Source organism: Hydrogenophaga sp. (assembly GCF_050250835.1).
Taxonomy (GTDB): domain Bacteria; phylum Pseudomonadota; class Gammaproteobacteria; order Burkholderiales; family Burkholderiaceae_C; genus Hydrogenophaga.
In genome coordinates, this window is sequence record NZ_JBFWNX010000015.1 from 19,157 (window position 1) to 44,971 (window position 25,815).

Sequence of the window (25,815 nt, forward strand, 5' to 3'; positions counted from 1 at the left end):
TGCATGACCTCACTGTAGTTCAGCGGATGCGTCCGTAGTTGGTGCGCAGGGGATCGGCCGGACCGCCTGCGTTGCCGCGTTGACCACCACCGCCGCCCTTGCCCTTGCCACCCCGGTTGCCGGTGCGCATGGCGTCGATGCTGGTGCGCAGCGGATCGGGCTGGCCGCCCGGATTCGCGGCGCGGGGACGCGGCTCCTTGATGCGCAGGCTGCCCAGGTGGGCGTTGGGGCCCGGCTGGCGCTCGGCACCGGATTCGCGGTCCTCACGTGGCCCGCGGTCTTCGCGTGGCGGGCGGTCCGCACGGTCAGCGTGCTGACGCGGGGGGCGCTGCCCCTGCGCGCCATTTCGGTTGCCGCCATGGCGTTGCTGACCACCGCCGTTGCCATTGCCACGACGGCCCTCACCGCGCGGGCCATCGGCCTGGGCGCCATCACCGGCCTGGCGTTGCCGCTGGCCACCGCCGTTGCCACGTCCCTGGCCTGGCTCGCCCGCCTTCTTTTCGCGCACGCGCTGCAGCATCTCGGTGCGTGCGGCCTTGGCGGCGGCGGCCATCACCTCGCGGCTCGGTGGCTTGCCGGCGCCGCCCCAGATGGTCTGTCGGCCCATGGCGATGGGCTCGGCCTTCTCGCCCGGTTCGGGCATGAATTCGGGGAAAATCTGCACCGGAATCTGCTGCTTGGTGAAGCGCTCGATGTCCATCATGAAGCCTTCTTCGTCCAGGCTCACGAGGTTCACCGCTTCACCGCTGTTGCCGGCGCGACCCGTGCGACCGATGCGGTGCACGTAGTCTTCACAGACGTTGGGGATTTCGTAGTTCACCACGTGCGGCAGCTCGTCGATGTCGATGCCGCGTGCCGCGATGTCGGTGGCCACCAGCGCGCGGATCTCGCCGCTCTTGAAGCCGGCGAGCGCCTGGGTGCGGGCGCCCTGGCTCTTGTTGCCGTGCAGCGCCATGGCGTGGATGCCGTTCTTGGTGAGGTACTCGGCCACGTTGTTGGCACCGAACTTGGTGCGCGTGAATACCAGCACCTGGCTCCAGTTGTGCTGGTTGATGATGTGGACCAGCAGGGCCTTCTTCTTGCCACGGCCCACCGGGTGGATCACCTGCGTGATGCGCTGCACCGTGGTGTTGCGCGGCGTGACCTGGATGTGCAGCGGGTCCTTGAGAAGGGCGCTGGCGAGGTCGCGAATTTCATCGCTGAAGGTGGCCGAGAACAGCAGGCTCTGCTTGTCGCGCGGCACCAGCGCCAGGATCTTCTTCACGTCGTGGATGAAGCCCATGTCGAGCATGCGGTCGGCCTCGTCGAGCACGAGCATCTGCACGGTGGACAGGTCCAGGAAACCTTGCTGTTGCAGATCGAGCAGGCGGCCCGGCGTGGCCACCAGAATGTCGACACCACGTTTCATGGCATTGATCTGCGGGTTCATGCCGACGCCGCCGAAGACCACGGTGGAGCTCAGCGAGAGGTGTTTGCCATAGACGCGCACCGACTCCTCAACCTGGGCGGCCAGTTCGCGTGTGGGCGTAAGCACGAGGGCACGCACGCCGACGCCGCCAAAGCGGCTCTTGGCGCGCTCGGTGCTGGAAAGGCGCTGCAGCATGGGCAGCGTGAAGGCGGCGGTCTTGCCGGTGCCGGTCTGGGCGCCCCCGAGGAGGTCGCGTCCGGCCAGGACGGCCGGAATGGCCTCTACCTGGATGGGGGTGGGTGTTTCGTAACCATGTTCGCGCACAGCTTGCACGATGGCCGGGGCCAGGTTCAGATCGTCAAAGGTCATGTTGTGATGAGGCGCCCGTCCAGGGCGCTGGGGGCATCGGCCACTCCGATTGCCGTTGCCTGGGTGGCAGCGGCGCCCGGTCAGTCTGGGGCAGATGGATTCAGGAAGTTGGTGGCCGCAAGCGGTTTGCGCACACCCCAGCCAAGCGCTGGTGCCGGACCAACTGAAGTGCCCGACAGCCCGTATTGTCGCATGCGCGGATAATCATGGGTTTGGCGCCCCATTTGCGCGCAGCTTTCTCAGGCAAAACACCACATGGCTCAATACGTCTTTTCCATGAACCGGGTCGGCAAGATCGTGCCGCCCAAACGGCAGATTCTCAAGGACATCTCGCTCTCGTTCTTCCCTGGCGCCAAGATTGGCGTGCTCGGCACCAACGGCTCGGGCAAGTCCACGCTGCTGAAAATCATGGCCGGTATCGACAAGGAGATCGAAGGCGAAGCGATTCCCATGCCGGGCATCCGCATCGGTTACCTGCCCCAGGAACCTCAGCTCGATCCGGAGCAAAACGTGCGCGAGGCGATCGAGGCCAGCATGAGTGGCGTGCGCGCTGCGCAGAAACGCCTGGATGAGGTGTACGCCGCCTACGCCGAGGAAGACGCCGATTTTGACGCCCTCGCAGCCGAACAGGCGCAGCTCGAAGCCATCATCGCCACGTCGGGCACCGACGGCGAACACCAGCTGGAGATCGCAGCCGACGCGTTGCGCCTGCCCCCTTGGGATGCCAAGGTGGGCGTGCTCTCCGGTGGCGAGAAGCGCCGCGTGGCGTTGTGCTGCCTGCTGCTGTCCAAGCCCGACATGCTGCTGCTTGACGAGCCCACCAACCACCTGGACGCCGAATCGGTGGACTGGCTGGAGCAGTTCCTGGCGCGTTTTCCCGGTACCGTGGTCGCCATCACGCACGACCGCTACTTCCTGGACAACGCCGCCGAGTGGATTCTCGAACTCGACCGGGGCCACGGCATTCCCTACAAGGGCAATTATTCGACCTGGCTGGAGCAGAAGGAAGCCCGCCTGGAGCAGGAGCAGCGCACCGAAGATGCCCGCACCAAGGCCATGAAGAAGGAACTGGAGTGGGTGCGCCAGAACCCCAAGGGCCGCCAGGCCAAGAGCAAGGCCCGCCTGGCCCGCTTTGAGGAACTCAGCGATGTGGATTACCAGAAGCGCAACGAGACCAACGAAATCTTCATTCCTGTGGCTGAGCGCCTGGGCAATGAGGTGTTCGAGTTCAAGAACGTCAGCAAGTCCTTTGGCGACCGCCTTCTGATCGACAACCTGAGCTTTCAGATTCCGGCCGGCGCCATCGTGGGCATCATCGGCCCCAACGGTGCGGGCAAGTCCACGCTGTTCAAGCTCATCAGCGGCAAAGAGCAACCCGACAGCGGCGAAGTGAAGATCGGCCAGACCGTGAAGATGGCCTTCGTCGACCAGAGCCGCGAAGGCCTGGACGGCGACAAGACCGTGTGGGAAGACATTTCGGGCGGGCTGGACATGATCACGGTGGGCAAGTTCCAGATGCCCAGCCGCGCGTATTGCGGCCGCTTCAATTTCTCCGGCGGCGACCAGCAGAAGCGCGTGGGCAGCCTTTCGGGCGGTGAACGCGGGCGACTGCACCTGGCCAAGACCCTGGCCGAGGGCGGCAACGTGCTGCTGCTGGACGAACCCTCGAACGACCTGGACGTGGAAACCTTGCGCGCGCTGGAAGACGCGCTGCTCGAATTCGCCGGCTGCGCGCTGGTCATCAGCCACGACCGCTGGTTCCTCGATCGCATCGCGACCCACATCCTGGCGGCCGAGGGGGACAGCCAGTGGGTGTTCTTCAACGGCAACTACCAGGAATACGAGGCCGACAAGAAGAAGCGCCTGGGCGAAGAAGGTGCCAAGCCCAGGCGCATGCGCTTCAAAGCCTTGAAGTGAACGCTCCCCGCGCCGCGCCTGCGGCGCGTCACCCCCCAGGGGGCAATGCCTGCAGGCCGGGAAACCCGAACCTGCGGCATTCTGGAACGACAGTCCATCACATCTGCCGCCTCTGCCATGACCGACGATCAAGTCCTCGCTGACACACGCCTTTGGATCGAGAAGGCCGTCATTGGCCTGAACCTGTGTCCGTTTGCGCGCGCGGTGTACGTGAAGAACCAGGTGCGCATCGTGGTGAGCACGGCGCGGCACCTGGATGCGTTCCTTGACGACCTCGACCGCGAGCTCGACCTGCTGGTGAACACACCCGCCGAGCAGATCGACACCACGCTGCTGGTGCATCCCACGTTGTTTCCCGATTTCGAGGTGTTCAACGACTTTCTCAACGTGGTCGACGATGTGGTGGCCGAGCACGAGCTCGAGGGCGTCATCCAGGTGGCGCCGTTCCACCCGCAGTTCCAGTTTGGTGGTACCGAACCGGGCGACGTGACCAACTGCACCAACCGCTCGCCTTACCCCACCTTGCACCTGTTGCGGGAAGAAAGCGTGGAGCGCGCCGTGGCCACAGAGGGTGGCGATGCCGATGCCATCGTCGAGCGCAACCTCGCCACCTTGCGTCAGCTGGGCTTTGCCGGCTGGCAGGCGCTGTGGTCTAAAGCCTGAACTGTCAGGGTTTACAGGTTCCTTTTCCGGGTTTGCCGAGGTAACCTGTTGGGCACAATCAATGGCAAGCTATGCCCTGTCTGCCGTTCCGCCCCCTGATAGAAAGACACCGTCTGCATGGACGCCCGCGATACCCAGGCCTTTGACGATTGCCTGAAAGAAGCCCTCGCCCAGACCCGCGAGTGGATGCCGCGTTGGCTCACGCAGTTGCAGACCGTGCTCAAGGACCGCGAATCCTCGACGGGCCAGATGGGTGAGAAGCAGGGGCTGATGCGAGCGCGCAACGCACTGGAATCCCACCGTGACCGCATTGTGGCGGGCTTCCTGACAGCGATGGCCGAAGCGGTTGAACAGGCGATTCCGCGTTCGGGCAGCAGTTCGCGCGGACCTCGGTCGGTCAGCTTTGATGAGCTCGAACTCATGGGCGACGATCAGGTTCAGGAGACAGTGGAGCTGGCCCGAGTGCAGCAGGTCGTGCAGATGTCGGTGGACGAGGAGCAGCTTGCGCTCACGGCGCTGCTGTCCACGGCACAGGGATACGAGCTCGTCAACGCCGATGCCAACCCGCTGCGCGCCGAGGTGATCGTTGCCGCCCTGATGAAGACCTTCAAAGGTCTTCACGTGGAGCCCGCCGTGCGTGCGCGCTGGCTGCAGGCGGGTGCGCTGTCGCTGGGCAGCGAGCTGCGCGACATGTACCTTCAGCTGGGCATGATGCTCGGCCAGGCGGGCATCGAGCCTGCTGCCTACGCCGTCATCCAGGCGCCCGAGAGCCGCCCGGTTCCAAATGCCAGTCTGGCTTCGGGTGCCAGCAAGGCGCTGGGTCGCGGCGATGAAGAGCCTGGGCAAGAGGTGTTGAGCAGCGACGCGTTGCTCACGCTGGACCATCTGCATCAGTTGCTGGTGGGCAACCTGGACCAGAGCGGCGATGCACCGAGCGACCAGGGCGCCTCGGGCTCGGGCAATGCCATGGTGCGCACGCTGGCGAGCGAAGTGGTCTCCCTCATGCTCAAGCGCATTGCAGCCGATGAACGCCTGTTGCCTCCGGTTCGCGAAATGCTTCAGGAGATGAAGCCCGCCCTGCTGCAACTCGCGCGCAGCGAGCCACGCTTCTTTGCCGATCGCCAGAATCCCGCGCGGCGCATGCTCGACGCCATCACCGAGCGCAGCCTGGCATTCACCAGCGAGCAGGACCGTGGCTACGGCCCCTTCTCGAACCAGGTGCGCAACATCCTCAAGGCCCTGAAGATGCCAGGGCCGGACATCTCCGTACGTCTGGAGCAATTGCTGGAAGACCTGAACCGTTCCCAGGCAGAAGCGGTAGCGCCTGCGCAGGTGCAGGCGCGTGGCCTGGCGGTGCAGACCCTGGTGCGGGTGGAGCAGCGCAACCTGCTGGCCGAACGGGTGGCGGCCGAGATCCGCCATCGCAACGATTTCGAGAAGTCACCGGGCGTGGTCCGCCGCTTCCTCACCAGTGCGTGGTCACAGGTGATCGCGCAGGCGCGGCTGGAAGTGTCGGAGACACCTTCGATCAAGCCGGCGGACTCGCCCGCTTTCCGCTACAGCGAAGTGCTGCCCGACCTGCTGTGGTCGAGCCAGTTGGCCCTGGCCAGCCTGAATCGGCCTCGCCTGGTCAAAGTCATTCCCACGGTGCTGCGCACGCTGCGTGAAGGGCTGGATTCCATCGAGTACCCCCGTGAGCAGACCGAGGCTTTCTTTCAGGCACTCATGGGACTGCATGAGGCGGCGTACAAGACACAGCGCAACGAGCCACCCGTGGTGGACGAGCCCGTCAGCATCCAGCCGGAGATGGACGACGAACCCTGGATGCAACGCACGGAGGCGCGCGATTCCTGCCTGATGGACGATGTGTTCCTCGACTCGCCCCTGACGTCCACCCAACCGGCCTTTCTCGAAACCCGTCCCATGCAGCGCGACTGGGCCGATCTCAAGGCCGAGATGGCCGGGCAGCATGCGGCCAACCTGCCGGTGGGCACCTGGGTCGACATTTCGCAGGACGGCCATGCGGTCCGCTGGCAGATCACCTGGGCCAGTCCGCACGGCACGCTTTTCCTGTTCACGGGCGCCAACGGTCGCTCGCTCTCCATGACCAAGCGCGGCCTGGAGCGTCTGCAGGAACAGAACCGCCTGCGCGTGGTGGCCGACCACGGCGTGGTGGACGAGGCACTGGACGAAGTCGCCCGTCAGGCCTGGCTGAACTCCGCCAAGGCCGATGGCCTTTAGGACTTCCTGAGCAGCTTCTTGCGCACCAGGTGGATGTTGTTGCGCAGCGCGTAGAGCTCGTCGGTGTACGAGAGCGGGACCACGATCTTCTCCACTTTTCCTTCCATCGCATCGAGCTGCTCCAGCAGATCCTGTGTGCTGGCGCCGTCACTTTCGTGGCGCTGTTCCACATCCCTGAGCTCGGCGTACCAGCGGAACACGCGCGAACGGATGCGGAAGGCGTAGAGCGGGGGCACGATGCGTGAGAGTGGCAAGGCCAGCACGATGATCAGGCCCATGGCCAGCCACACGCGCTCGATCAGATTCGCCAGCCAGAATGGCAGGTAGCGTTGCAGGAAGGGCGGGCCGTTCCTGATGGCGCGTTGCGCCTCCGCAGAAATCGGCACCTCGCTGTGTTCCAGGCTCGGGTATTCACGCGCGCGGCTGAACCAGCTTGCGCCGCCGTGCAATTGCGTGGCGGTCTGGGCAAAGAGCTGCAGGATGGCCGGATGGGTGTTGCTGTGGGCGAGAAGGCTGGTGGTGGAGGCCACCAGTCGCACGTTGCGTGCGGGAATGTTCTTGGCCAGATCCACCACGCCTTGCGGCATGGACACGGGTGTGAGGTACCCGAAGCGGCGCGAGTACGCCTCGCTCTGCGCGAAGTCCAGCAGTCGGACCCCAGGTGTCTGCAACAACATCTGCACCATGAGTGACTCCGGGGCCGAGGCAAACACCACGGCGTCCAGCTCGCCGTCCAGGAATGCGACCGTGGCTGGCGTCTGTTCGAGGCGACTCAACTTCAGCTGGCCGGGCTCGATGCGATTGACGTCAAGCAGGGTATTGAAGAGGCGTGGTACGCCGCTGCCGGGGGTGCCCACGTTCACACGCCAGCCCTCAAGCTCGGACAGGCGCTTCACCACCGGATCCTTGCGCAGTCGACGCGCCGAGTCTTCGCGGTAGAACAGCCACAGCGGCTCCACGAACAGGCTGCCCAGCGAGGTGAGCGTGTCTTCCTGGTCATAGCCGATGTCGGCGGTACCGCCCTGCACGAAGCCCAGGTCGGCCTGGCCGGTCCGGAGCATCTCCAGGTTGTCCGAGGAACCTTCGGTGGAGAGCAGCTCGACCTGAATACCGTAGCGCGCCAGCGACTCGGCGTAACGCTTGCCAAATTCTTCATAAGCACTTTGTGCCGGGCCGGTGGCAAGCACCACGCGCTTGGGTGGATTGGGGTCGAGCCACCAGTAGGTCACACCCAGCAGGGCGATGGTCAGGATCGCGAAGGGCCCGGCGGAAAGCAGCATTTCACGCAAGGACAGCAGGGTGTAGCGCAGGGTCTTGGGCATGGCGAGACATTAGCACGCCGGTCTGCGGAAACGCCCGGCCCGCCGCGCCGCGGGCCAGGTCGGTTGTTTCAGACTGTGTCGATCCTCAAGGCGCGGGCGCGATGCTCATCACGGTGTAGGCCCCCTTGATTTTGTCGGCGGTGAAGCGCACCTTGTCGCCCGGTTTCACCCGGCTCAGCAACGCCGGATCGCTGACCTGGAACACCATGGTCATGGGCGGCATGTCCAGGTTGGGGATTTCCCCATGCCTGAGCGTGATCTTGCCTGCGCGCGCGTCGACCTTGCGAACTTCCGCCTGCGCAGAAGGCAGTGCGCCAGCCGCATCGCCCGACGTGCGCTTCATGCCACCGGTGGCGGATCCGGCGTGGTGCTGGAAAACGCGCGAGCTGCCGTCGCGCTGTACCAGGAGCACGTCGTACGTGTCGCGGCGGTTGCCATACACCGGGCCGTCCATGCCAGGACTGCCCACCGGCATGCCGGGCACCGCCAGGCCAATGGCGACAGGCTTCTCGGCCAGCAGGCGGCGGATCTCGCCGGCCGCCACATGGCCTTCGACCACGTAACCGCCGACGAGTGCCGTGTGGCATGAGCCGTACTTCGCTGGCAGGCCCAGGCGCTGGCGAACGGCTGTGTTGCCGCTGTCGAACACCTGCACCTGAAAGCCGTCGGCGCGCAGCAGCGCGACCCAGTCGTTGCAGCAGCCGCAATTGGGGTCCTTCCAGACCTGAAGCGGTGGCAGCGCGGCTTGAGCGCGCACACCTGTGCTGGCCAGGGAAAGACCCAGGGCCGCGTGGAGAAGATGTCGTCGTTGCATGAGGGTCTCCTGAAAGTGGCGTCAGGCTTTGGGCTTGACGCGGATGGTGCCACGCATGCCGGCCTCGAAGTGGCCAGCGATCAGGCAGGCGAACTCGAAGTCGCCGGCGCGGTTGAAGGTCCAGACGATGTCGCCGCGGCGCCCCGGTGGCACGTGCGCCATGTAGGGTTCATCGTGCTCCATGCCCGGGTGCTTCTTCATCATGTCGGCATGGGCTTTCAGCTCTTCGGTGGTGCCGATCACGATCTCGTGCATGAGCTTGCCTTTGTTCACAGCGCGAAGGCGCAGCGTCTCGCCCTCGCGCACTTCCAGGTGGTTGGGCAAGAGCTTCATGTCATCGGTCATGCGGATCTCTACCGTGCGTTTCGCCTCGCGCGGTTCGCCGGCAATCCCCCAGGGTTTTTGCTCTTTCACCACGGCTGCGCTGGCTTTGCCGTGCTGCTCGCCATGGGCGCGGACGCCGGTGGCCGCGAGCGCCCAGGGCAGGGCGATCAGGGTGAGCTGGAAATGGCGGCGGTTGGTGTTCGGGTAGGGCATGAAAGTGTCCTTGTCAGTGTGCATGGCCAGATGCGGAAGGTTTGCGCGCGCTGCCGCTGGCAGGCTGCGCGGGGGCGGTGGGTCGGGTGGGTGCGGGCGCGTTGCCGTTGTCCACCTCTCGTGCCTGTGTGCCCGGTGGCATCTCGTACCAGCCCGGGTCGCTGTAGTCGCCGGCCTTTTGCCCGGCGCGCACCTTGAGCAGGGTGAACATGCCGCCCATCTCGATCGGGCCGTAGGGACCGGTGCCGGTCATCATGGGGAACGTATTGGCGGGCAGCTCCATCTGCATCTCGCCCATGTCGGCCATGCCGCGCTCACCCATCACCATGTAATCGGGCGCGGCGCGCTGCAAGGGTTTCACCAGGCCTCGGTGATCCACGCCGATCATGGTCGGCACGCCATGCCCCATGGCACCCATGGTGTGATGGCTCTTGTGGCAGTGCATGGCCCAGTCGCCGGGTTCGTCCGCGATGAACTCGATCTGCCGCATCTGGCCCACGGCCACGTCGGTGGTCACTTCGGGCCATCGTGAACCCCGGGGTGTGGGGCCTCCGTCGGTGCCGGTCACCTCGAATTCAATGCCATGGATGTGCACCGGGTGGTTGGTCATGGTGAGGTTGCCCACGCGCACGCGCACGCGCTCACCGAGCCGCGCCACCAGCGGCGAGATGGCCGGAAACACGCGGCTGTTGAAGGTCCAGATGTTCTGCTCCAGCATGGTGTTGACCTGCGGCGTCATGCTGCCGGGCTCGACGTCGAATGCCGCCAGAAGGAAAGCGTAGTCGCGCTGAACGTCTTCGATCAAGGGGTGCTTCTGCCTGGGGTGCGTGATCCACAGGCCCATCATGCCCATGGCCATCTGCACCATTTCGTCGGCGTGCGGGTGGTACATGAAGGTGCCGGGCCGACGGGCGACGAATTCGTACACGAAGGTCTTGCCTGGCGGAATCTGCGGCTGGTTCAAGCCACCTACGCCGTCCATGCCGTTGGGCAGGCGCTGGCCGTGCCAGTGGATGGTGGTGTGCTCGGGCAAACGGTTGGTGACGAAGATGCGCACGCGGTCGCCTTCCACCACCTCGATGGTCGGCCCCGGGCTCTGGCCGTTGTAGCCCCACATGTTCACCAGAAAGCCAGGTGCCACCTCGCGCACCACCGGCTCGGCCACCAGGTGGAATTCCTTGGCGCCGTCCTTCATGCGCCACGGTGCGGTCCAGCCATTGAGCGTGACCACCGGGTTGTAGGGCCGCCCGGCCCCGGTCACGCCGGGTGGCGTCCAGGGACCAGCGGTGTCGGCCGAGGTCTGTTGCACGGCCTCGGGAATGGCGGCGAGCGCCACGCGGCTCACGCCCGTGGCTGCCATGGCGGTTGCGGCGGCACCTGCGAAGAAGTGTCTGCGGTTCAGGGATTGGGTCATGTCAGTGTCCTGCGGGTGCGGTGGCGGCGCTGCTGGAAGAGGCGGCGGTTTCGTCGCGCGTGTAGTCGGTGCCCGCGAGGAGGGCCTGCCAGTCGGCCTGGGCACGCCAGAATTCCCGACGTGCCTGAACGGCATCGTCAAGCGCACGCAGGCGTTCGCGTGCGCTGGCCAGCAACTCCCACGTGCTTTGCAGCATGCCGTTGTAGCGAAGCAGGCTGTCCTGCGCCAGGGCGCTTTGAAGTTCAACCACCACGTCCTGCGCGTGCTGTGCACTCGCGTGGCGCACTTGCAGCTGGACCCTGGCCGCGCGCGTCATGGAACGGCGCTCCGTGACGCGGCTCAACAGTTCGGACTCGGCCATGACCGCGCGTTCCAGCGCATGGTCCCGCAGCAGACTGAGGTCGTCGATGCGGGGAGGCTCGAGCACGCCGGCGGCGTCCGGTTCGGGCATGGCCCGCAACGCGTTGTCCACCGCCTGGCGCCAGTCTTGCCAGCGCGCCCTGTTCAGGGCGCTGAACTGGCGTTGGGCCTCCAGTCGCTCTCGCGCCAGCGTGGGATGGCTGCGCAGCACCGTCGCCTCCAGCGAGGCATCGTCCGGGCCGGGTCCTGGCCTCAGGCTGGATGGCACCTCAGGCAGGCCGACGGGCAACCGTTCTCCGAGTGCTGCCACGGCGTCCGCCTGCCAGACTCCAAGCAGCCGCGCAAGCCTTTCCTGTGCGGCGATGGCTGCGGCTTGCGCCTCCACGGCGTCTTGCCAGGTGCTGGCCTGCGCCAGACGTTCGCGGGTCAGGCGCGCCTGGCTCCAGTTGCCAGCGTTCACCATGCGCTGGCCGAGTTCGCTGCCGGCCCGCGTGGCCTCCAGCAATTCGATCTGAAGGCGCAATCGCTGGCGTGTCGACACGGCATCGGTCCACGCGCCTTGCAGCTCGCGCACGTGCAGCTCAAACGCCACCCTGACCCTGGCGGTTTCAGTCGCGTTCATGCCTGCGCGAACAAACAGTTCGGGGCGGTGCCGCAACGATTGACGCAGCGCCTCAGCCAGGGACAGGGGGGCTTCGCTGGCCGGGACGGGCCGGGTTCCATCAGCAGCGGGCGCTGGCTGCCGCGTTTCCCAACGCAGCAGGTCGATGTGGCCGCGCGGGAATTCGGCCACTCGCTCATTGGCGCGCAGCCAGATCGTGCGCGCCTGTTCCATATCGGCTGGCTGTGCGACCGGCTGGGTGCTGGTCAGGGCAGGGAATTGCAGCGGTGCAGCGACAGAATGGCGCCCGGGGTCCGATGCGCTCAGCGCTTCGGAGGCCTGGGCGCTGGCAGGCCTGGCAGCCAGGGCCAGGCCCAAAGCGACCGCGGCGGCTGCGATGAGAGTTGAAGGCGGCGCAGGCCACCGAAAAAAGGCCATGAAAATCTCCTGAAAACACGTTTTCGCGTCCGGCAGGCAACCCGATCGGGTAACGCCGGACGCACCTGTGGCGTGGTTTTCAGGAAATGGGTGGCTTGGTGCCAGCTGGCACGCTCAGGCTGGCAAAGCGCTCAGGGGAGCCGACGATTTGCCCATGTGCGACTGTCAAGGCCAGCGCGGCCTGCGAAGACAGGGACATGGCCGGGCCATTGCAGACGTCACAGGCGCTGTGCTCGTGACTGCCGTCATCGGCCGAAGACGAGTCCATGTCTTGTCCCGCCATGAGATGGTCGGGGCACGGCGTTGCGTCGGCCTGGCCCGTCGCCATGGCTTCGTGCACTGGCGCGGCGGCAATCATCGACACCGCCATGGCGTCGCTCACCCATGCCCGCAAGGGCAGCAGGGCGATCAGCAGGGCAAGCAGCAGGTGGCGCATGGGGTCAATGATACGTTCGCGGCTCATCGGGTCGACCCGCCGGGGTGCTCAGGAGGGGCATTGCAGAACCAGCGCTTGTATGGGCCGCGTGAGATCGGGGTTGGTGACCACGAAGGCGACGCGCGCAGTGGTGATGCCGCCCGGCAGGGTGAGCAGCGTGGCGTGCGGCTGATGGGCCGGCCAGGCCTCGACCGGCTGGTAGTGACTCACCACATGGTCGTGGCGCAGGTTCTCACCCGCGTTCTCGCCGCGCGTGACCCGGCTCACCAGACCATCCTGCAGCACCGCCCAATAGCCAGCGAGGCGGGGATAGGCGGCGCTCGGCTCGAGCTGGGCCGTGACGACGTTGCCCTGACGGCTCAGGCGCAGCCCAGGTGCAGCGGTGGCGGGCAGTGGTGAGAGCTGCTGAGGCGATTGACCATGCCAATCGCGGTAGTCGCGCCCGTTGAGCACCACCTGGGGCGTGTACACGTACTTGCCGCCCAGAGCCTCCTTCAGGCGGTATTGCCGTGCGGTGGTTTCGGTGGTGGCAAACGGATCGCGCCAACCGAGGTGGTTCCAGTAGTTCACATGGAAAGACAGCGCGAGCACGCCAGCCTGGTGCCTGAGAGTGGAGAGCCAGCGGTCGGCCGGCGGGCAGGAGCTACAGCCTTCCGAGGTGTAGAGCTCCACGACGGCTGGCGGCCTGGCACCAGAACTCACGGTGCAGGTTTGCGCCAAGGCAGCGGTTGTCAGGCCGAGCAGGGTGCAGCCACCGAGCAGGGCGCGCGTGGTGTGGCGAAGGGTCGGGTGCATGGTCGACTCCGGAAAGCGGTGGAGTGGATTGGTCGATGTGGCGACGACCTTCTTACACCGAAGGTTTTCCCGAGAGGTGAGGTGCCAGGCGCCCCCCCGCTTTAGCGCAGATGGGGTGCCACGCCAAAGGGCACGGGGTCGGTCGATGGCGCGATGGCACTCGGCCGCTCCTGGCCAGCCAGAGGTGGCAGCGCGATCCTGGGTGGCAAAGTCATGCCACGCCGCTCCATCACCGTGCGCAAGCGATCGGGGTAGTCGGTGATGATGCCGTCCACGCCCCAGTCGATCAGGCGGGCCATGTCCTGCAGTTCGTTGACGGTCCAGGGCACCACGCGCAACTCCAGTTCGCGGGCGCGTTCCAGTTGCCGCTGGTCAAGGTCGCCAAAGTGCGGCGACCAGAGCTTGCCGCCGGCTGCAGCCACCATGGCCGGGGCATCCTCGAAATCGGCCAGGCGCAGCCCCGCCGTCCACTCACCGTTCACCAGGGTGTTGAAGCGCGGTAGTTGCGCCGACAGGTAGGACAGCGGCAGCTCGGGTGCGAGCTGGCGGGCCACTTTCTGGATGCGCCAGTCGAAACTCTGCAGGCTTACTCGCTGCGTCATGCCGTGGGCTGCGATCACGTCCAGCACCGCGCGCACGAAGGACTGCGGATCGGGCGACTCGTCGGGCCTGTCGGGGCGGAGCTTGAGTTCGATGTTGAAACGCACGTGCCGCGCGCCGATCTGGCGGACGCGATCAAACAGCGCCGCCAGCGTGGGAATGCCCTGGCCGTCTCGCGCCACCTGCTGCGGAAAATCGCGCGCATAGCGGCTTGCAGGGTTGATGCGGCCCACGTCCCAGCCAGCGAACTCGGCCAGCGGGAGACGATGGAAAGGCTGGCTGCGCGCCTGCAACCATTGGCCACGGGCATCGCGCGTGATGTCGGGGTTGGCCGTGGTGTCGTGCGAGATCACCGGCACGCCATCGGCACTGAGCACCACGTCGAGTTCGAGCGTGGAGACGCCAATGGCCAGTGCGCGCTCGAAGCCCACAATGGTGTTTTCAGGTGCGAGGCCGCGCGCACCGCGATGACCCTGCACGTCGAAGGCCAGCGCTGCACCGGCGCACCACAGCGACAGGCCCAGCGCAGTGGTGCAACTCCAGCGAATCCAGGTCAGGCGCTGCACGCCAGGTGGGGAGGTCTCGGTCATGGGACGCAGTGTGACAGCGCCCCATGACCGATGCAAGACAGCTCAGTGCCCCAGGATTTTGGAGAGGAAATCCCGGCTGCGTTCGTTCTGCGGGTTGTTGAAGAACGCTTCGGGCGTGTTCTGCTCCACGATCTGGCCCTGGTCCATGAAAATCACGCGGTCAGCCACCGCCTTGGCGAATCCCATCTCGTGGGTCACACAGATCATCGTGATGCCCTGGTTGGCCAGCTCGATCATCACATCGAGAACCTCCTTGATCATCTCCGGGTCGAGTGCCGAGGTGGGCTCGTCGAACAGCATGATCTTGGGGGTGAGGCACAGCGCGCGCGCGATGGCCACGCGCTGCTGTTGCCCGCCGGAGAGTTGCAGCGGGTATTTGCTGGCCTGCTCGGCAATCTGCACGCGCTGCAGTTGCTGCATCGCTCTTTCCTCGGCTTCCTTCTTCGGCAGCTTGCCCACCCACATGGGCGAGAGCGTGAGGTTTTCCAGCACCGTGAGGTGCGGGAACAGGTTGAACTGCTGGAACACCATGCCCACTTCCTTGCGGACGCGGTCGATGGCCTTGATGTCGTCGGTCAGCTCGATGCCATCGACGATCAGATGGCCTTGCTGGTGTTCTTCGAGCCGATTGATGCAGCGGATCAGCGTGGACTTGCCCGAGCCTGAGGGCCCGCAGACCACGATGCGCTCGCCCTTGGCCACGTCCAGGTCAATGTCACGCAACACATGGAAGTCGTTGCCGTACCACTTGTTGACCTTGTCGAATCGGATGATGGGTTCAGACATGTTTTGAGTTCCTTCAACGAGCCTTGCTGGCGCTGAGTTGTTTTTCGACCCACAGGCTGTAGCGCGACATGGCGAAACAGAAAATGAAGTAGACGACGGTGATGAAAAGGTAGGCCTCGATCTTGAACGGACGCCAGTTCACGTCGGAGTTCAGCGCCAGTGACAGCGCACCGGTGAGTTCGTACATCGAGACGATGGTCACCAGCGAGGTGTCTTTGAAGATCGAGATGAAGTTGTTCATGATGCTGGGCACCACCATCGCCAGAGCCTGCGGCAAAACGATCTTGCGCTGTGTCTGCCAGTAGCTCAGGCCCAGCGTGTCGGCCGCTTCAAGCTGCCCTTTCGGTATGGCCTGCAAGCCGCCGCGAATGATTTCAGCCATGTAGGCTGCTGCAAACAGCGTGATGCCGACCACCACGCGCACCAGCACATCAATGGTGACGCCCTGCGGCATGAACAGCGGAAACATGAACGAGGCCATGAACAGCACGGAGATCAGCGGCACGCCACGGATGAGTTCGATGTAGACGATGCAGGCCGAACGGATGGCCGGCAGGTTGCTGCGCCGCCCCAGTGCCACCACCACGGACAGCGGGAAGGCCAGGAAGATCGACACCGTGGCCAGCAGAACCGTCAGGGGCAAGCCGCCCCAGAGATCGGTGCGCACCTCGCTCAGGCCGAACACGCCACCACCCATGAGAATGAAGAAGATGGCCATGACCGCCACCCACATCACCGCCAGCCAGGGCTTCCAGAACGCGCGGATGCAACTGACCACCAGCGCGGCCAGCATGAGGCCGGTGGCCAGCACCGGGCGCCAGTGCTCGTCGAAAGGGAAGCGGCCAAGCAGGATCAGGCGGTACTTTTCGGCCACCACGCCCCAGCAGGCGCCGACGCCGCGCACACTCTGACAGGCTTCGGCATTGGCGCCGAAGATGGCGTTTCCGAGGCCCCAGCTGTAGAGGCTGGGCAAGATGTAGACCGCCAGCGCCAGCAGGAAGATCGACGTGATGCTGCTGCGGACGTCGCCGAACATGTTGTTGCGTATCCAGGGCACGAAGCCGCTGGTGCGCACCGGTGACGGGCGCGGGGCAATTGGAACGAAGGTGTCTTGCATGGGTTTACCTCTCCTTGATGGCCATGCGGTTGTTGTACCAATTCATGAACAACGAGGTGGAGAGTGAAGTGGTCAGGTAGACCAGCATGATGATGGCGATGCACTCCACGGCACGGCCAGACTGGTTCAGCGTGGTGTTGGCGATGGAGACCACGTCGGGGTAACCCACAGCCACTGCGAGCGAAGAGTTCTTGGTGAGGTTCAGGTACTGATTGGTCAGCGGCGGAATGATCACGCGCATGGCCTGCGGCAAGACGATGAGGTTCATGGTCTGCCTGGGCGCCAGACCCAGCGCGGCCGACGCTTCCTTCTGTCCCAGGCTCACCGACTGGATGCCGCCGCGCACCACCTCGGCCACGAAGGCGGCGGTGTAGAAGGTCAGGCTGATGAGCACGGCCATGAACTCGGGCGAGACGCTGCCACCACCTTCGATCATGAAGCGGCCCGCCTCAGGCACGGCCCATTCCGTGGGCATGCCACCGGCCAGCCAGCCGGCGAAAGTGCCAGCGAGCACGATACCCAGCGTGGGCCATCCCGGCTTGCGCAGGCGGCCGGTTTTCTCGAACTCGTGCAGCGCCCAGCGGCGCCACACCCAGGCCAGGAGAACACCGGCCACCAGGCCGGCCAGCATCACGAGGTAGCCGGTGCCCTGCATGGGCCGGGGAAAAGCGAAACCGTCCTTGCTGAGGTAGAACAGGTCTACCAGGTTCCAGGCCTCGCCCGGCACGGGAAGCACCTCGACAAAAAACAGGTACCACATCAGCATCTGCAGCAGGATGGGCACGTTGCGAAACAGCTCGACGTAGCCGTAGCAGATGCCGCGCACGAGCCCGTTGCGAGAGAAACGCCCCACGCCCAGCAGAACGCCGAGGATCGTGGTGAGCACGATGCCGATGACGGCCACGCGCAGCGTGTTGAGCACACCGACCCAGATCGCCTTGCCATAGGTTTCACTGGGGTTGTAGTTGATCAGGGTCTCGCCGATGTCGAAGCCGGCGGAGGCGCCCAGGAAGTCAAAGCCGCTCTGGATGCCGCGAATGCGCATGTTCTCCTGCGTGTTGTGCGCAAGGAACCACACGCCCAGGCCGATCAGTACCAGGGCCAGGGCCTGGTAGATCAGGCCCCGTGCGGCGCGGCTGTGCCACGACCAGGCGGGTCTTGGGGGTTTGGTGACGGGAGTCAAGAAAATCTCCTGGTGGAGGAGGGGGCCGCAGGCCCCAGATGCGACAACGCCGGCAGGAAACCCAAGCCGGCGCTGTCGAACTGCTTCGCGAGATCAGCGAACGGGCATCGGGTACATCAGGCCACCCTTGTTCCACAGCGCATTGACGCCGCGCGGCAGACCGATCGGGGTGATGTTGCGTTCGTAGGCTTCTCCGTAGTTGCCCACGGCCTTGATGGCGCGAACGGCCCAGTCCTTGTCGAGGCCCAGGAGCTTGCCGGTGTCCTCTGTGCCGCCGCCCAGCAGGCGCAGCACGTTGGGGTTCTTGCTGTCCTTCTTCATGGCGTCCACGTTGGCGGCGGTGATGCCAAGTTCTTCGGCCTCCAGCAGCGCGTAACCCACCCACTTCACGATGGCGAAGAATTCGTCGTCGCCGCGGCGCACGGCCGGGCCAAGAGGCTCTTTGGAGATCAGCTCGGGCAGGATCATGTGGTCATCGGGCTTGGCGGCTTCTTTCGAGCGGATCGAAGCCAGGCCGGAAGCGTCGGTGGTGTATGCCTGGCAGCGTCCCGCAAAGTACGCGGCGTTGGTGGCGGCCAGTTCGGCGAACACGATGGGACGCAGGTTCAGGTTGTTGGAGCGTGAGTAGTCGCTCAGGTTGAGTTCGGTGGTGGTGCCTGCCTGCACGCAGACCGTGGCGCCCTTGAGGTCCTTGGCGCTCTTGACCTTCAGGCTTTTCGGCACCATGAACCCCTGGCCGTCGTAGAAGTTCACACCAGTGAAGTGCAGGCCCAGCGAGGCGTCGCGGGTCAGCGTCCAGGTGGTATTTCGAGGCAGCACGTCCACCTCGCCGGATTGCAGTGCGGTGAAGCGTTGCGCCGCGTTCAGGGGCACGTACCGCACCTTGTTGGCGTCATTCAGCACGGCCGCAGCGACCGAGCGGCAGACGTCCACGTCGAGCCCGCTCCATTTGCCCTGGCTGTCGGCAGCAGAGAAACCCGCCAGGCCCGTGCTCACCCCACAGATCAGCTCGCCGCGTTTCTTGATCGCATCGAGGTCCTTGCCGGCATGGGCAGGAAGGGCCACCAGGGTGGCTGCCGCCGCGCTCAGGCCCAGGGCCGCCAGTTTCAGGGAAGTCATGTTCATCGGTTTACTCCGTGTTCGTGGTTGGAAAGAAATCCGCCGGGCAAGAGCCGCACCGTTTGGGTGCAGCCCGGGGCCGCAACTGAATGTATCGCCGCCCTTTTGCGCGAGGGATCGGGGTTTACGTGGGAAAGCCATGCAATATTCTTATGACGCCATGGTGAAAGTCCCAGGCCGGGCTTCGGACGCACAAACTCGCAGGTTCCGTGCCATCGTCGAACGCGCCAAGGTCCCTCGCGCGACAAGCCGCGTTCCCTGGAAGGGATGCGGCCCGTATGCTTCGCCTCAAGAACACTGGAGACCAGCGATGAGCAGCAGCAACCTTGCCGTTGAGGCATCGGCCGCGCCCGGAACCGGGCCACACCACCGTTTCTGGCCCACGCGACTGCCCCATCGCATCACACCGCCGGCCACCTCGCTCTGGCACAACCTGGCCGTCAGCGCGCTGCGCTACCCGGACAAGACGGCGCTGGTGTTCTTCGACCGCATCACGACCTACCGCGAACTGCATGGACAGGTGGAGCGACTGGCTGCGCACCTGCGGGAACAAGGCGTGCAGGACGGTGACCGTGTCATTCTGTACATGCAGAACTGCCCGCAATGGGTGGTGGCCCATTTCGCCATCCTGCGCGCCAACGCGGTGGTGGTGCCGGTCAATCCCATGAACCGCGCCGACGAGTTGCAGCACTACATCACCGACCCGGATGCGCGCGTGGCCATCTGCGCGGCCGATCTGGCGGGCGAGTTGCACAAAGCCAATGAGGCGGTTCCCGAGCAGGCCCGGTTGCGCCACCTGGTCGTCACGCACTACAGCGAATGTTATGGCCCGGCAGCCGAGGTGCCGCCCGCCTGGAGCCAGTGGCTGGGCGAGCGCCATCCCGTGCCCATGCTGTCCAGCGGCACCGTGAGCCTCTGGGCTGACGCGCTGGCCTGCGCGGGCTCGGCGCCTCCGCACAACCGGGGCCCGGACGACCTGGCCGTTCTGCCCTACACCAGTGGCACCACCGGCCTGCCCAAGGGCTGCATGCACCCGCACCGTTCGCTCATGCACAACGCCGTGGCTGCCGGTCTGTGGTCCAACAGCACCTGCGAAAACATCGGCCTGCTGGTGGTGCCCCTGTTCCACATCACCGGCATGGTGGCCGGCATGCACGCAGCCATCTACCTTGGCGCCACCATGGTGCTCATGCCCCGCTGGGACCGCGAACTCGCCGGACGGCTCATTTCACGCTGGCGCATCACCCACTGGACCAACATCCCCACCATGGTGATCGACCTGCTGGCCAGCCCCCGCTTCGACCAGTACGACCTCTCCAGCCTGGTGCATATCGGTGGCGGCGGCGCTGCCATGCCGCAGGCGGTGGCGCAGCGCCTGCTCGAACAGTTTGACCTTCGGTATTCGGAAGGCTACGGTCTCACCGAGACCGCCGCGCCCTCCCACAACAACCCACCCGACCACCCCAAGCAGCAGTGCCTGGGCATTCCATTTCTGAGCACCGAGGCGCGCGTGGTGGACCCCGTCACGCTGCAGGAGATGCCACAGGGAGAGGCCGGCGAGATCATCATCCACGGCCCCGAGGTGTTCGATGGCTACTGGAAGCGCCCCGAGGCCACCGAAGCGGCCTTCATCACCCTGGACGGCAAGCGTTTCTTTCGTTCCGGCGACCTCGGGCGCATCGACGAAGACGGTTATTTCTTCATCACCGACCGATTGAAGAGAATGATCAATGCGAGCGGTTTCAAGGTCTGGCCTGCCGAGGTGGAGGCGCTGATGTTCAAGCATCCGGCCATTGCCGAGGCCTGCGTGATTGCCACGCAAGACCCCTACCGGGGCGAGAGCGTGAAAGCGGTGGTGGTGCTGCGCGACGCGGCGCGCGGCACCACGCGCGAACAGGACATCGTGGACTGGTGCCGCGAGCACATGGCGGTCTACAAATGTCCACGCACCGTGGAGTTCGTCGCTGCACTGCCCAAGAGCGGCAGCGGCAAGGTGATGTGGCGCCTGTTGCAGGAACAGGAGGCGGCGCGTGCCGGCGCGTCCTCACAATGACGCCATGTCGCTGATCGCCGAAGCCATCCGCCGCCTGTGGCAACCGCGCAAAGGCCTGTTCTGGCTGGCGCTCGGGTTCAACGCGCTCTCGTCCTTCATGGTCGGGTTCATTCACCTGAACGATCCGCCCACCGGCATTCGCCTGGTGGTGAGCCTCTTTGCACTGACCAACTCCCTCCTCGGCTGGTGGTTGACCGTGCGGCTCTGGCGTGAGGGGGACCCCAAGCCATCACCATAGGAAACGCTACATGTTCAATGCCCTTGTGATCACCAGGCCCGAGTCTGGCTACCGGTGTGAATGCGCTGCCATTGACGAAGCGCAACTGCCCGCTTCGGGTGACGTGACCGTGCGCGTGGCCTGGTCCACCCTCAACTACAAGGACGGCCTGGCCATCACCGGCAAGTCGCCGGTGGTGCGCAGTTTTCCCATGGTGCCCGGCATTGACTTTGCGGGCAGCGTGACGCAGAGCGACAACCCGCGATGGAAACCGGGCGATCGAGTGCTGCTCAATGGCTACGGCGTGGGTGAAACGCACTGGGGAGGTCTGGCGCAGATGGCGCGCGTCAAGGGCGAGTGGCTGGTGGCCCTGCCTGCGACCTTGAGCGAGCGCGAGGCCATGGCCATCGGCACCGCAGGCTACACCGCCATGCTGTGCGTGCAGACCCTGCAACGCCATTGGGCCGATGCGGGCGTGGCGCCCGGCAGCGGCGAGGTGCTGGTGACTGGCGCCAACGGCGGCGTCGGTAGCGTGGCCGTTTCGCTGCTGGCCGGCCTCGGCCATACCGTGGTGGCGTCCACCGGCCGCTTGCAGGAAACCGACCACCTGAAGTCGCTCGGTGCCGCCAGCGTGATCGACCGCAACGAACTCGGCGCACCAGGAAAGCCGCTGCAGAAGGAGCGCTGGATCGGTGTGGTGGATTCGGTGGGCAGCCACACGCTGGCCAACGCCTGTGCCAGCACGCGCTACGGCGGTGCCGTGGCGGCTTGTGGACTCGCGCAAGGCATGGACCTGCCGGCCAGTGTGGCACCCTTCATCCTGCGTGGTGTCACGCTCTACGGCATCGACAGCGTGATGGCGCCCATGCCACGCCGGGTGGCGGCGTGGGAGGCGCTGGCGAAGACGCTGGACCGCCAGCAGCTGGCCGCCATCACGCGAGAGATAGGTTTGAACGACGCTGTGGGTGCAGCAAGCGAGATCCTCGCCGGGCAAGTGCGTGGTCGCCTTGTCGTGAACGTGAACGCGTAGTTTTTTTAGTCCGTGATCGGCACGATCTGCCGGTAGGCGTGCCAGGTGGCATGGCCCACCACCGGGCCCACCACAAACAAGCCCATGAACAAGGGCAGCATCGCCAGCACGGTCAGTGCGGTGATCAGCGCGCCCCACCACAGCATCACCCCTGGGTTCTGCAGGCAAGCACGAATGCTGGTGAGCGCGGCCGAGATCGCATCCACCCGGCGGTCGAGGATCATGGGAATGGAGATCGCGCTGGTGACGAAAATGAACCCGGCAAAGAAGGCGCCCACCACGGTGTAGGTGATGAGGAACTCGATGTTCTCCGGGTTCACCAGCTGGGCCAGCAGGTTCTCGGTGGAGGGCATGGTGTTGAAGGTGACGGCGAACACCACGAGCGAGGCGCGCCCCCACAGCATTTCCAGAATCAGCAGCACACCGGCGAAGATGGCCATGGTGCCCAGTGTGGGGCGCCAGGCCATCAACGAATCGCGCAACGAAGGTCGTCCACCCTGCTGCAGCGTGCGACTGGCGTGGTACAGGCCCAGGCACAGAAACGGCCCCATCAGCAGGAAGCCGGCGCTCAGCGCCAGCACGTAGGCTGGCGCAGCCCGGAACACCGCCAGCAGCGCGTGTCCCATCAGGAAGAAACACAGGCCATAGAAAACGCCGATGCGTGGGCATTGCGCGAAGTCGGTCCAGCCCTGGCGCAACCAGCGCACCGGATCGCCCGCGTTCAGATCGGCCAGGCGCAAGTCAAATACCGAGGCGCGGCGTTCTTCGGGCGGTGTCTGTTCCTCGGGTGGCTGAGTGCTCTGCGCCATGGTGGTCTCCTCTCTGTATGCTTGCCTGGGGTAATGTCGGCATGGGCGATCCGGCCACTTGTACACGGCGCAGGTGCAGCGCCAGCGCCGCGTCGAGCGACTGCGTGTGCCGCAGAAACCACGCCCACAGTTCGTTGGCCATCTGCCGCACTGGCGCAAGCTCTCCGCCTTGCGCCTGGCCCAGCCCCTCACGCATCAGATTGAGCACCACGCGGTGTTCCAGCGTGTGCTGGGTGGCCGAGGGATACGCGGTCGTCTGCATCCACTCGTCTTCCTGCCCGAAATGCTGTTCGGTGTGCGTCACCAGGTCGGCCCACGCCCCAGGCAGGGCATGGTCCGGCGCGGCCTGCGCCTGCGCCAGCAGATTTGCAAATGTCCGGTGCGCCTCGTCCATGGGGTTGTAGCCCAGCAGCAGCGCGGGGCTCCAGTTTGCGGTTTCCATGTGCCATTCCTCCGTGTTCATGGCGACAGCTTCGCAGCCCTTGGAGCACACGCATTTGATCCAGCGCAGAAAAGCCTCGGTCTGTCGCCTGCGGTGTGAACTGGCCCTAAACTGCCCGCCCATGACCAGTGAATTTCAGCCACCTTATGTACCCTTGCCCTCACTTGGCGAGACCTTGAAGTCCACCGGCTTCGCCCTGTTGAGCGCGGCCGATGTCCTGGCCTGGCTGGCGGCCCAGCCGCACGACCTGCAGGCCCTGCACCGAGGCTGGGACGCACTGCCGCCGGACGCATACCTCAAGGATGGCGGGCGCTACCGCAGCCGGCGCCACAGCTGTTTCATGGTCGACGGAACGCAGGTGCAGCAGGTGCCGCACCGCGCGCACTGGCAACCCCTGGAATACAACGCGTTGCATGGCGGCATGCAGCGTTGGTTCGAACCCATGGAAGCGGGCACCGTGGCCTTGCCGGTGTGGGGCCGCCTGCTCGAGCGGCTGGGCGACGTGGCGAGCAACCTGCGCGGACCGCAGCCCTGGTACGCCGAGGCTCACCTGTTTCGCATCGACACCACCGACGGTATTGGCCGGCCAACTCCCGAAGGTGCACACCGCGATGGGGTGGACCTGGTGGCCGTGTTCATGGTGGAGCGGCACGGCATCAAGGGCGGCGAGAGTCGCGTGTTCGAAGCCAACGGTCCGGCCGGCCAGCGCTTCACCCTGCGCGAGCCCTGGTCCCTGCTGCTGCTCGACGATTCGCGTGTGATCCACGAGAGCACGCCGATTCAGCCTCTGGAGGGCGATGCGCTGGGCTGGCGCGACACGCTGGTGGTGACGTATCGGCGAGGCGGGTTTCAAGGCGACTGAGCGTTCGCGCCGTCGCGATCGTCAGAAGCCCTTTCCGGGCATCACCTTCAGCCAGTTGAACTGGGGCTTGCCGTTCTGCATGCGGGTGTAGGTGCCGTCGCCGTTCTTCTGAACCTGGGCGCAGCTGTCTTCCTTGCCCACAGTCACGCATTGATCTCCGTTGTCCATGACGCGCCACTTGCCTTCTGTGACGATGCCCCGTTCCCACCTGAGCCACAGGCCACCGGGTTCGTAGTACGCCAGAAAGCGAGATCCATTGGGCCGTTGCGCTTCGGCCGTGTTGCCGGCAATGGTCGCCTTGACTTCATCCGCTGTGAGCACCGTCTGAGCGGACGAAACCGGCGCCTGGAACACGGCGGCGGCGATCATCAGGAATGGCATCCGGCCAACGCTCCATCTGGCGAGTTTCATGGGTGCTCCCGGGACGAGGTGGGTGGCATGCAACGGCTTTGCTCAGACCCGCTCGAAGATCGCCGCAATGCCCTGGCCGCCGCCAATGCACATGGTCACCAGCGCGTATCGCCCGCCAATGCGGTGCAGCTCGTGGATCGCCTTCACCGTGATCAGCGCGCCGGTCGCTCCGATGGGATGGCCCAGCGATATGCCTGAGCCGTTGGGGTTGACCTTGGCCGGATCCAGGCCGAGGTCGCGCGTGACGGCGCACGCCTGGGCAGCGAAGGCCTCGTTGGCCTCGATCACGTCCAGGTCCTTCACCGTCAGACCGGCCTTCTGCAACGCGATCTTCGTCGCCGGCACCGGGCCGATGCCCATGTACTTGGGGTCCACCCCCGCGTGGGCGTAGGCCACCAGGCGCGCCAGCGGCCTGGCGCCTCGCGCCTTGGCGGCACCGGCTTCCATCAGCACCACCGCGGCAGCGGCATCGTTGATGCCCGAGGCGTTGCCGGCGGTCACGGTGCCGTTCTCTTTCAGGAACACGGGCTTGAGCTTGCCCAGGTCGTCCATCGTGGCGTTGGGGCGGAAGTGCTCATCGGTTGCGTAAGCCACCTCGCCCTTCTTGCTCTTGAGCATCACGGGCACGATCTGGTCCTTGAAGTGGCCGGCCTCGGTGGCGCGCTGCGCGCGGTTGTGGCTTTCCACCGCCAGCCTGTCCTGGTCTTCGCGGGTGATGCCCCACTTGGCGGCGATGTTCTCTGCGGTCACGCCCATGTGGATGGCATGGAAGGGGTCGTGCAGCGCACCGACCATCATGTCCACCATCTTGGTGTCGCCCATGCGCGCACCCCAGCGCATGTTCAGGCTGGCGAAAGGCGCGCGGCTCATGTTCTCCGCGCCCGCGCCGATGGCGATGTCGGTGTCTCCCAGCAAGATGCTTTGTGAAGCCGACACGATGGCCTGCAACCCCGAGCCGCAGAGGCGGTTCACGTTGAACGCAGGCGTGCCCTCCGCGCAGCCGCCATTGATGGCCGACACGCGTGAGAGGTACATGTCTTTCGGCTCCGTGTTGACCACGTGACCAAAGACCACATGGCCCACGTCCTTGCCGTCCACGCCGGCGCGCGCCAGCGATTCGCGCACCACGAGGGCGCCAAGTTCAGTGGGGGCTTGGTCCTTCAGGCTGCCGCCGAAGGTGCCGATGGCGGTGCGTACGGCGCTGACGACCACGACTTCTCTGCTCATGAGGTGTTCTCCAGGTGATGAATGGGTTCGGCTGCCATCCTACCCCTGGTGGCG

At 65.4% G+C, this 25,815-nt stretch carries 24 protein-coding genes; 7 read left to right on the plus strand and 17 right to left on the minus strand.

Annotated features, from left to right (window positions below; translation table 11 throughout):
• Positions 1 to 19: 19 nt before the first annotated feature.
• Entirely contained in the window at positions 20 to 1,777 is a 1,758-nt protein-coding gene (locus AB7F11_RS17030; RefSeq protein ID WP_428288884.1) for a DEAD/DEAH box helicase, read from the minus strand.
• Between the two features lie 255 nt (positions 1,778 to 2,032).
• Between AB7F11_RS17030 and ettA the strand changes: the two genes are divergently transcribed.
• From ettA to AB7F11_RS17045, 3 genes are all read left to right on the plus strand, one after another.
• Positions 2,033 to 3,694: an energy-dependent translational throttle protein EttA gene (gene ettA / locus AB7F11_RS17035; protein WP_428288885.1), complete on the plus strand. Its 1,662-nt coding sequence runs from the start codon at positions 2,033 to 2,035 to the stop codon at positions 3,692 to 3,694.
• Between the two features lie 117 nt (positions 3,695 to 3,811).
• Complete coding sequence (locus AB7F11_RS17040; RefSeq protein WP_428288886.1) at positions 3,812 to 4,357, plus strand: DUF1415 domain-containing protein; 546 nt, start codon at positions 3,812 to 3,814, stop codon at positions 4,355 to 4,357.
• Between the two features lie 117 nt (positions 4,358 to 4,474).
• Positions 4,475 to 6,598 (plus strand): DUF1631 family protein, encoded by a 2,124-nt coding sequence (locus AB7F11_RS17045; RefSeq protein WP_428288887.1) that lies wholly within the window; start codon positions 4,475 to 4,477, stop codon positions 6,596 to 6,598.
• Here AB7F11_RS17045 and AB7F11_RS17050 read toward each other — a convergent pair.
• The 12 genes from AB7F11_RS17050 to AB7F11_RS17105 form a co-directional block, all read right to left on the minus strand.
• Positions 6,595 to 7,920: a TAXI family TRAP transporter solute-binding subunit gene (locus AB7F11_RS17050; protein WP_428288888.1), complete on the minus strand. Its 1,326-nt coding sequence runs from the start codon at positions 7,918 to 7,920 to the stop codon at positions 6,595 to 6,597. The genes AB7F11_RS17045 and AB7F11_RS17050 overlap by 4 nt on opposite strands.
• Before the next feature lie 85 nt (positions 7,921 to 8,005).
• Positions 8,006 to 8,734, minus strand: coding sequence for a copper-binding protein (locus tag AB7F11_RS17055; RefSeq protein ID WP_428288889.1), 729 nt, complete (start codon positions 8,732 to 8,734; stop codon positions 8,006 to 8,008).
• A 21-nt stretch (positions 8,735 to 8,755) separates the two neighbouring features.
• On the minus strand, positions 8,756 to 9,271 hold the full coding sequence (locus tag AB7F11_RS17060; RefSeq protein WP_428288890.1) for a cupredoxin domain-containing protein: 516 nt from the start codon (positions 9,269 to 9,271) through the stop codon (positions 8,756 to 8,758).
• A gap of 13 nt (positions 9,272 to 9,284) precedes the next feature.
• A complete protein-coding gene (locus AB7F11_RS17065) occupies positions 9,285 to 10,673 on the minus strand; it encodes a multicopper oxidase family protein (protein ID WP_428288935.1) in 1,389 nt (462 codons plus the stop codon).
• Positions 10,674 to 10,686: 13 nt separating this feature from the next.
• Positions 10,687 to 12,084: a hypothetical protein gene (locus AB7F11_RS17070; protein ID WP_428288891.1), complete on the minus strand. Its 1,398-nt coding sequence runs from the start codon at positions 12,082 to 12,084 to the stop codon at positions 10,687 to 10,689.
• Between the two features lie 79 nt (positions 12,085 to 12,163).
• Complete coding sequence (locus tag AB7F11_RS17075) at positions 12,164 to 12,520, minus strand: hypothetical protein (protein ID WP_428300794.1); 357 nt, start codon at positions 12,518 to 12,520, stop codon at positions 12,164 to 12,166.
• 48 nt (positions 12,521 to 12,568) lie between these two features.
• Positions 12,569 to 13,315 (minus strand): DUF1223 domain-containing protein, encoded by a 747-nt coding sequence (locus tag AB7F11_RS17080; protein ID WP_428288893.1) that lies wholly within the window; start codon positions 13,313 to 13,315, stop codon positions 12,569 to 12,571.
• Between the two features lie 101 nt (positions 13,316 to 13,416).
• Positions 13,417 to 14,505 (minus strand): glycerophosphodiester phosphodiesterase, encoded by a 1,089-nt coding sequence (locus tag AB7F11_RS17085; RefSeq protein WP_428288894.1) that lies wholly within the window; start codon positions 14,503 to 14,505, stop codon positions 13,417 to 13,419.
• A 42-nt stretch (positions 14,506 to 14,547) separates the two neighbouring features.
• On the minus strand, positions 14,548 to 15,291 hold the full coding sequence (locus AB7F11_RS17090) for an amino acid ABC transporter ATP-binding protein (protein ID WP_428288895.1): 744 nt from the start codon (positions 15,289 to 15,291) through the stop codon (positions 14,548 to 14,550).
• A 13-nt stretch (positions 15,292 to 15,304) separates the two neighbouring features.
• Positions 15,305 to 16,408, minus strand: a complete 1,104-nt coding sequence (locus AB7F11_RS17095; RefSeq protein WP_428288896.1) for an amino acid ABC transporter permease — start codon at positions 16,406 to 16,408, stop codon at positions 15,305 to 15,307.
• 4 nt (positions 16,409 to 16,412) lie between these two features.
• Positions 16,413 to 17,591, minus strand: coding sequence for an amino acid ABC transporter permease (locus tag AB7F11_RS17100; protein WP_428288897.1), 1,179 nt, complete (start codon positions 17,589 to 17,591; stop codon positions 16,413 to 16,415).
• Between the two features lie 93 nt (positions 17,592 to 17,684).
• Positions 17,685 to 18,716 carry an amino acid ABC transporter substrate-binding protein gene (locus AB7F11_RS17105; RefSeq protein WP_428288898.1) on the minus strand — a complete coding sequence of 344 codons (1,032 nt, stop codon included), beginning with the start codon at positions 18,714 to 18,716 and terminating at the stop codon, positions 17,685 to 17,687.
• Between the two features lie 304 nt (positions 18,717 to 19,020).
• Here AB7F11_RS17105 and AB7F11_RS17110 point away from each other — a divergent pair, with 304 nt between their 5' ends.
• The 3 genes from AB7F11_RS17110 to AB7F11_RS17120 are packed head-to-tail and all read left to right on the plus strand — an operon-like array spanning position 19,021 to position 22,010.
• Positions 19,021 to 20,763, plus strand: a complete 1,743-nt coding sequence (locus AB7F11_RS17110) for a long-chain fatty acid--CoA ligase (protein WP_428288899.1) — start codon at positions 19,021 to 19,023, stop codon at positions 20,761 to 20,763.
• A 4-nt stretch (positions 20,764 to 20,767) separates the two neighbouring features.
• Positions 20,768 to 21,001, plus strand: coding sequence for a hypothetical protein (locus tag AB7F11_RS17115; protein ID WP_428288900.1), 234 nt, complete (start codon positions 20,768 to 20,770; stop codon positions 20,999 to 21,001).
• 10 nt (positions 21,002 to 21,011) lie between these two features.
• Positions 21,012 to 22,010, plus strand: a complete 999-nt coding sequence (locus AB7F11_RS17120) for an MDR family oxidoreductase (protein ID WP_428288901.1) — start codon at positions 21,012 to 21,014, stop codon at positions 22,008 to 22,010.
• 5 nt (positions 22,011 to 22,015) lie between these two features.
• Here the strand turns inward: AB7F11_RS17120 and AB7F11_RS17125 are convergent, their stop codons facing one another.
• Both AB7F11_RS17125 and AB7F11_RS17130 read right to left on the minus strand, forming a co-directional pair.
• Positions 22,016 to 22,819: a DUF2189 domain-containing protein gene (locus AB7F11_RS17125; RefSeq protein ID WP_428288902.1), complete on the minus strand. Its 804-nt coding sequence runs from the start codon at positions 22,817 to 22,819 to the stop codon at positions 22,016 to 22,018.
• Complete coding sequence (locus AB7F11_RS17130; RefSeq protein WP_428288903.1) at positions 22,752 to 23,261, minus strand: bacteriohemerythrin; 510 nt, start codon at positions 23,259 to 23,261, stop codon at positions 22,752 to 22,754. Before AB7F11_RS17130 ends, AB7F11_RS17125 begins: the two co-directional genes overlap by 68 nt.
• 121 nt (positions 23,262 to 23,382) lie before the next feature.
• Between AB7F11_RS17130 and AB7F11_RS17135 the strand changes: the two genes are divergently transcribed.
• Positions 23,383 to 24,123, plus strand: a complete 741-nt coding sequence (locus AB7F11_RS17135) for a 2OG-Fe dioxygenase family protein (RefSeq protein ID WP_428288904.1) — start codon at positions 23,383 to 23,385, stop codon at positions 24,121 to 24,123.
• A 21-nt stretch (positions 24,124 to 24,144) separates the two neighbouring features.
• Here AB7F11_RS17135 and AB7F11_RS17140 read toward each other — a convergent pair whose 3' ends face one another.
• Entirely contained in the window at positions 24,145 to 24,534 is a 390-nt protein-coding gene (locus AB7F11_RS17140; protein ID WP_428288905.1) for a hypothetical protein, read from the minus strand.
• A gap of 42 nt (positions 24,535 to 24,576) precedes the next feature.
• Positions 24,577 to 25,761, minus strand: a complete 1,185-nt coding sequence (gene bktB, locus AB7F11_RS17145) for a beta-ketothiolase BktB (RefSeq protein ID WP_428288906.1) — start codon at positions 25,759 to 25,761, stop codon at positions 24,577 to 24,579.
• Positions 25,762 to 25,815 lie beyond the last annotated feature (54 nt).

Excerpts from the sequence above, each read along its gene's own strand:
- AB7F11_RS17030 (WP_428288884.1), bottom strand. The coding sequence starts at position 1,777 with ATGACCTTTGACGATCTGAACCTGGCCCCGGCCATCGTGCAAGCTGTG.
- ettA (WP_428288885.1), top strand. The coding sequence starts at position 2,033 with ATGGCTCAATACGTCTTTTCCATGAACCGGGTCGGCAAGATCGTGCCG.
- AB7F11_RS17040 (WP_428288886.1), top strand. The coding sequence starts at position 3,812 with ATGACCGACGATCAAGTCCTCGCTGACACACGCCTTTGGATCGAGAAG.
- AB7F11_RS17045 (WP_428288887.1), top strand. The coding sequence starts at position 4,475 with ATGGACGCCCGCGATACCCAGGCCTTTGACGATTGCCTGAAAGAAGCC.
- AB7F11_RS17050 (WP_428288888.1), bottom strand. The coding sequence starts at position 7,920 with ATGCCCAAGACCCTGCGCTACACCCTGCTGTCCTTGCGTGAAATGCTG.
- AB7F11_RS17055 (WP_428288889.1), bottom strand. The coding sequence starts at position 8,734 with ATGCAACGACGACATCTTCTCCACGCGGCCCTGGGTCTTTCCCTGGCC.
- AB7F11_RS17060 (WP_428288890.1), bottom strand. The coding sequence starts at position 9,271 with ATGCCCTACCCGAACACCAACCGCCGCCATTTCCAGCTCACCCTGATC.
- AB7F11_RS17070 (WP_428288891.1), bottom strand. The coding sequence starts at position 12,084 with ATGGCCTTTTTTCGGTGGCCTGCGCCGCCTTCAACTCTCATCGCAGCC.
- AB7F11_RS17075 (WP_428300794.1), bottom strand. The coding sequence starts at position 12,520 with ATGCGCCACCTGCTGCTTGCCCTGCTGATCGCCCTGCTGCCCTTGCGG.
- AB7F11_RS17080 (WP_428288893.1), bottom strand. The coding sequence starts at position 13,315 with ATGCACCCGACCCTTCGCCACACCACGCGCGCCCTGCTCGGTGGCTGC.
- AB7F11_RS17085 (WP_428288894.1), bottom strand. The coding sequence starts at position 14,505 with ATGACCGAGACCTCCCCACCTGGCGTGCAGCGCCTGACCTGGATTCGC.
- AB7F11_RS17090 (WP_428288895.1), bottom strand. The coding sequence starts at position 15,291 with ATGTCTGAACCCATCATCCGATTCGACAAGGTCAACAAGTGGTACGGC.
- AB7F11_RS17095 (WP_428288896.1), bottom strand. The coding sequence starts at position 16,408 with ATGCAAGACACCTTCGTTCCAATTGCCCCGCGCCCGTCACCGGTGCGC.
- AB7F11_RS17105 (WP_428288898.1), bottom strand. The coding sequence starts at position 18,716 with ATGAACATGACTTCCCTGAAACTGGCGGCCCTGGGCCTGAGCGCGGCG.
- AB7F11_RS17110 (WP_428288899.1), top strand. The coding sequence starts at position 19,021 with ATGAGCAGCAGCAACCTTGCCGTTGAGGCATCGGCCGCGCCCGGAACC.
- AB7F11_RS17115 (WP_428288900.1), top strand. The coding sequence starts at position 20,768 with ATGTCGCTGATCGCCGAAGCCATCCGCCGCCTGTGGCAACCGCGCAAA.
- AB7F11_RS17120 (WP_428288901.1), top strand. The coding sequence starts at position 21,012 with ATGTTCAATGCCCTTGTGATCACCAGGCCCGAGTCTGGCTACCGGTGT.
- AB7F11_RS17125 (WP_428288902.1), bottom strand. The coding sequence starts at position 22,819 with ATGGCGCAGAGCACTCAGCCACCCGAGGAACAGACACCGCCCGAAGAA.
- AB7F11_RS17130 (WP_428288903.1), bottom strand. The coding sequence starts at position 23,261 with ATGGAAACCGCAAACTGGAGCCCCGCGCTGCTGCTGGGCTACAACCCC.
- AB7F11_RS17135 (WP_428288904.1), top strand. The coding sequence starts at position 23,383 with ATGACCAGTGAATTTCAGCCACCTTATGTACCCTTGCCCTCACTTGGC.
- AB7F11_RS17140 (WP_428288905.1), bottom strand. The coding sequence starts at position 24,534 with ATGAAACTCGCCAGATGGAGCGTTGGCCGGATGCCATTCCTGATGATC.
- bktB (WP_428288906.1), bottom strand. The coding sequence starts at position 25,761 with ATGAGCAGAGAAGTCGTGGTCGTCAGCGCCGTACGCACCGCCATCGGC.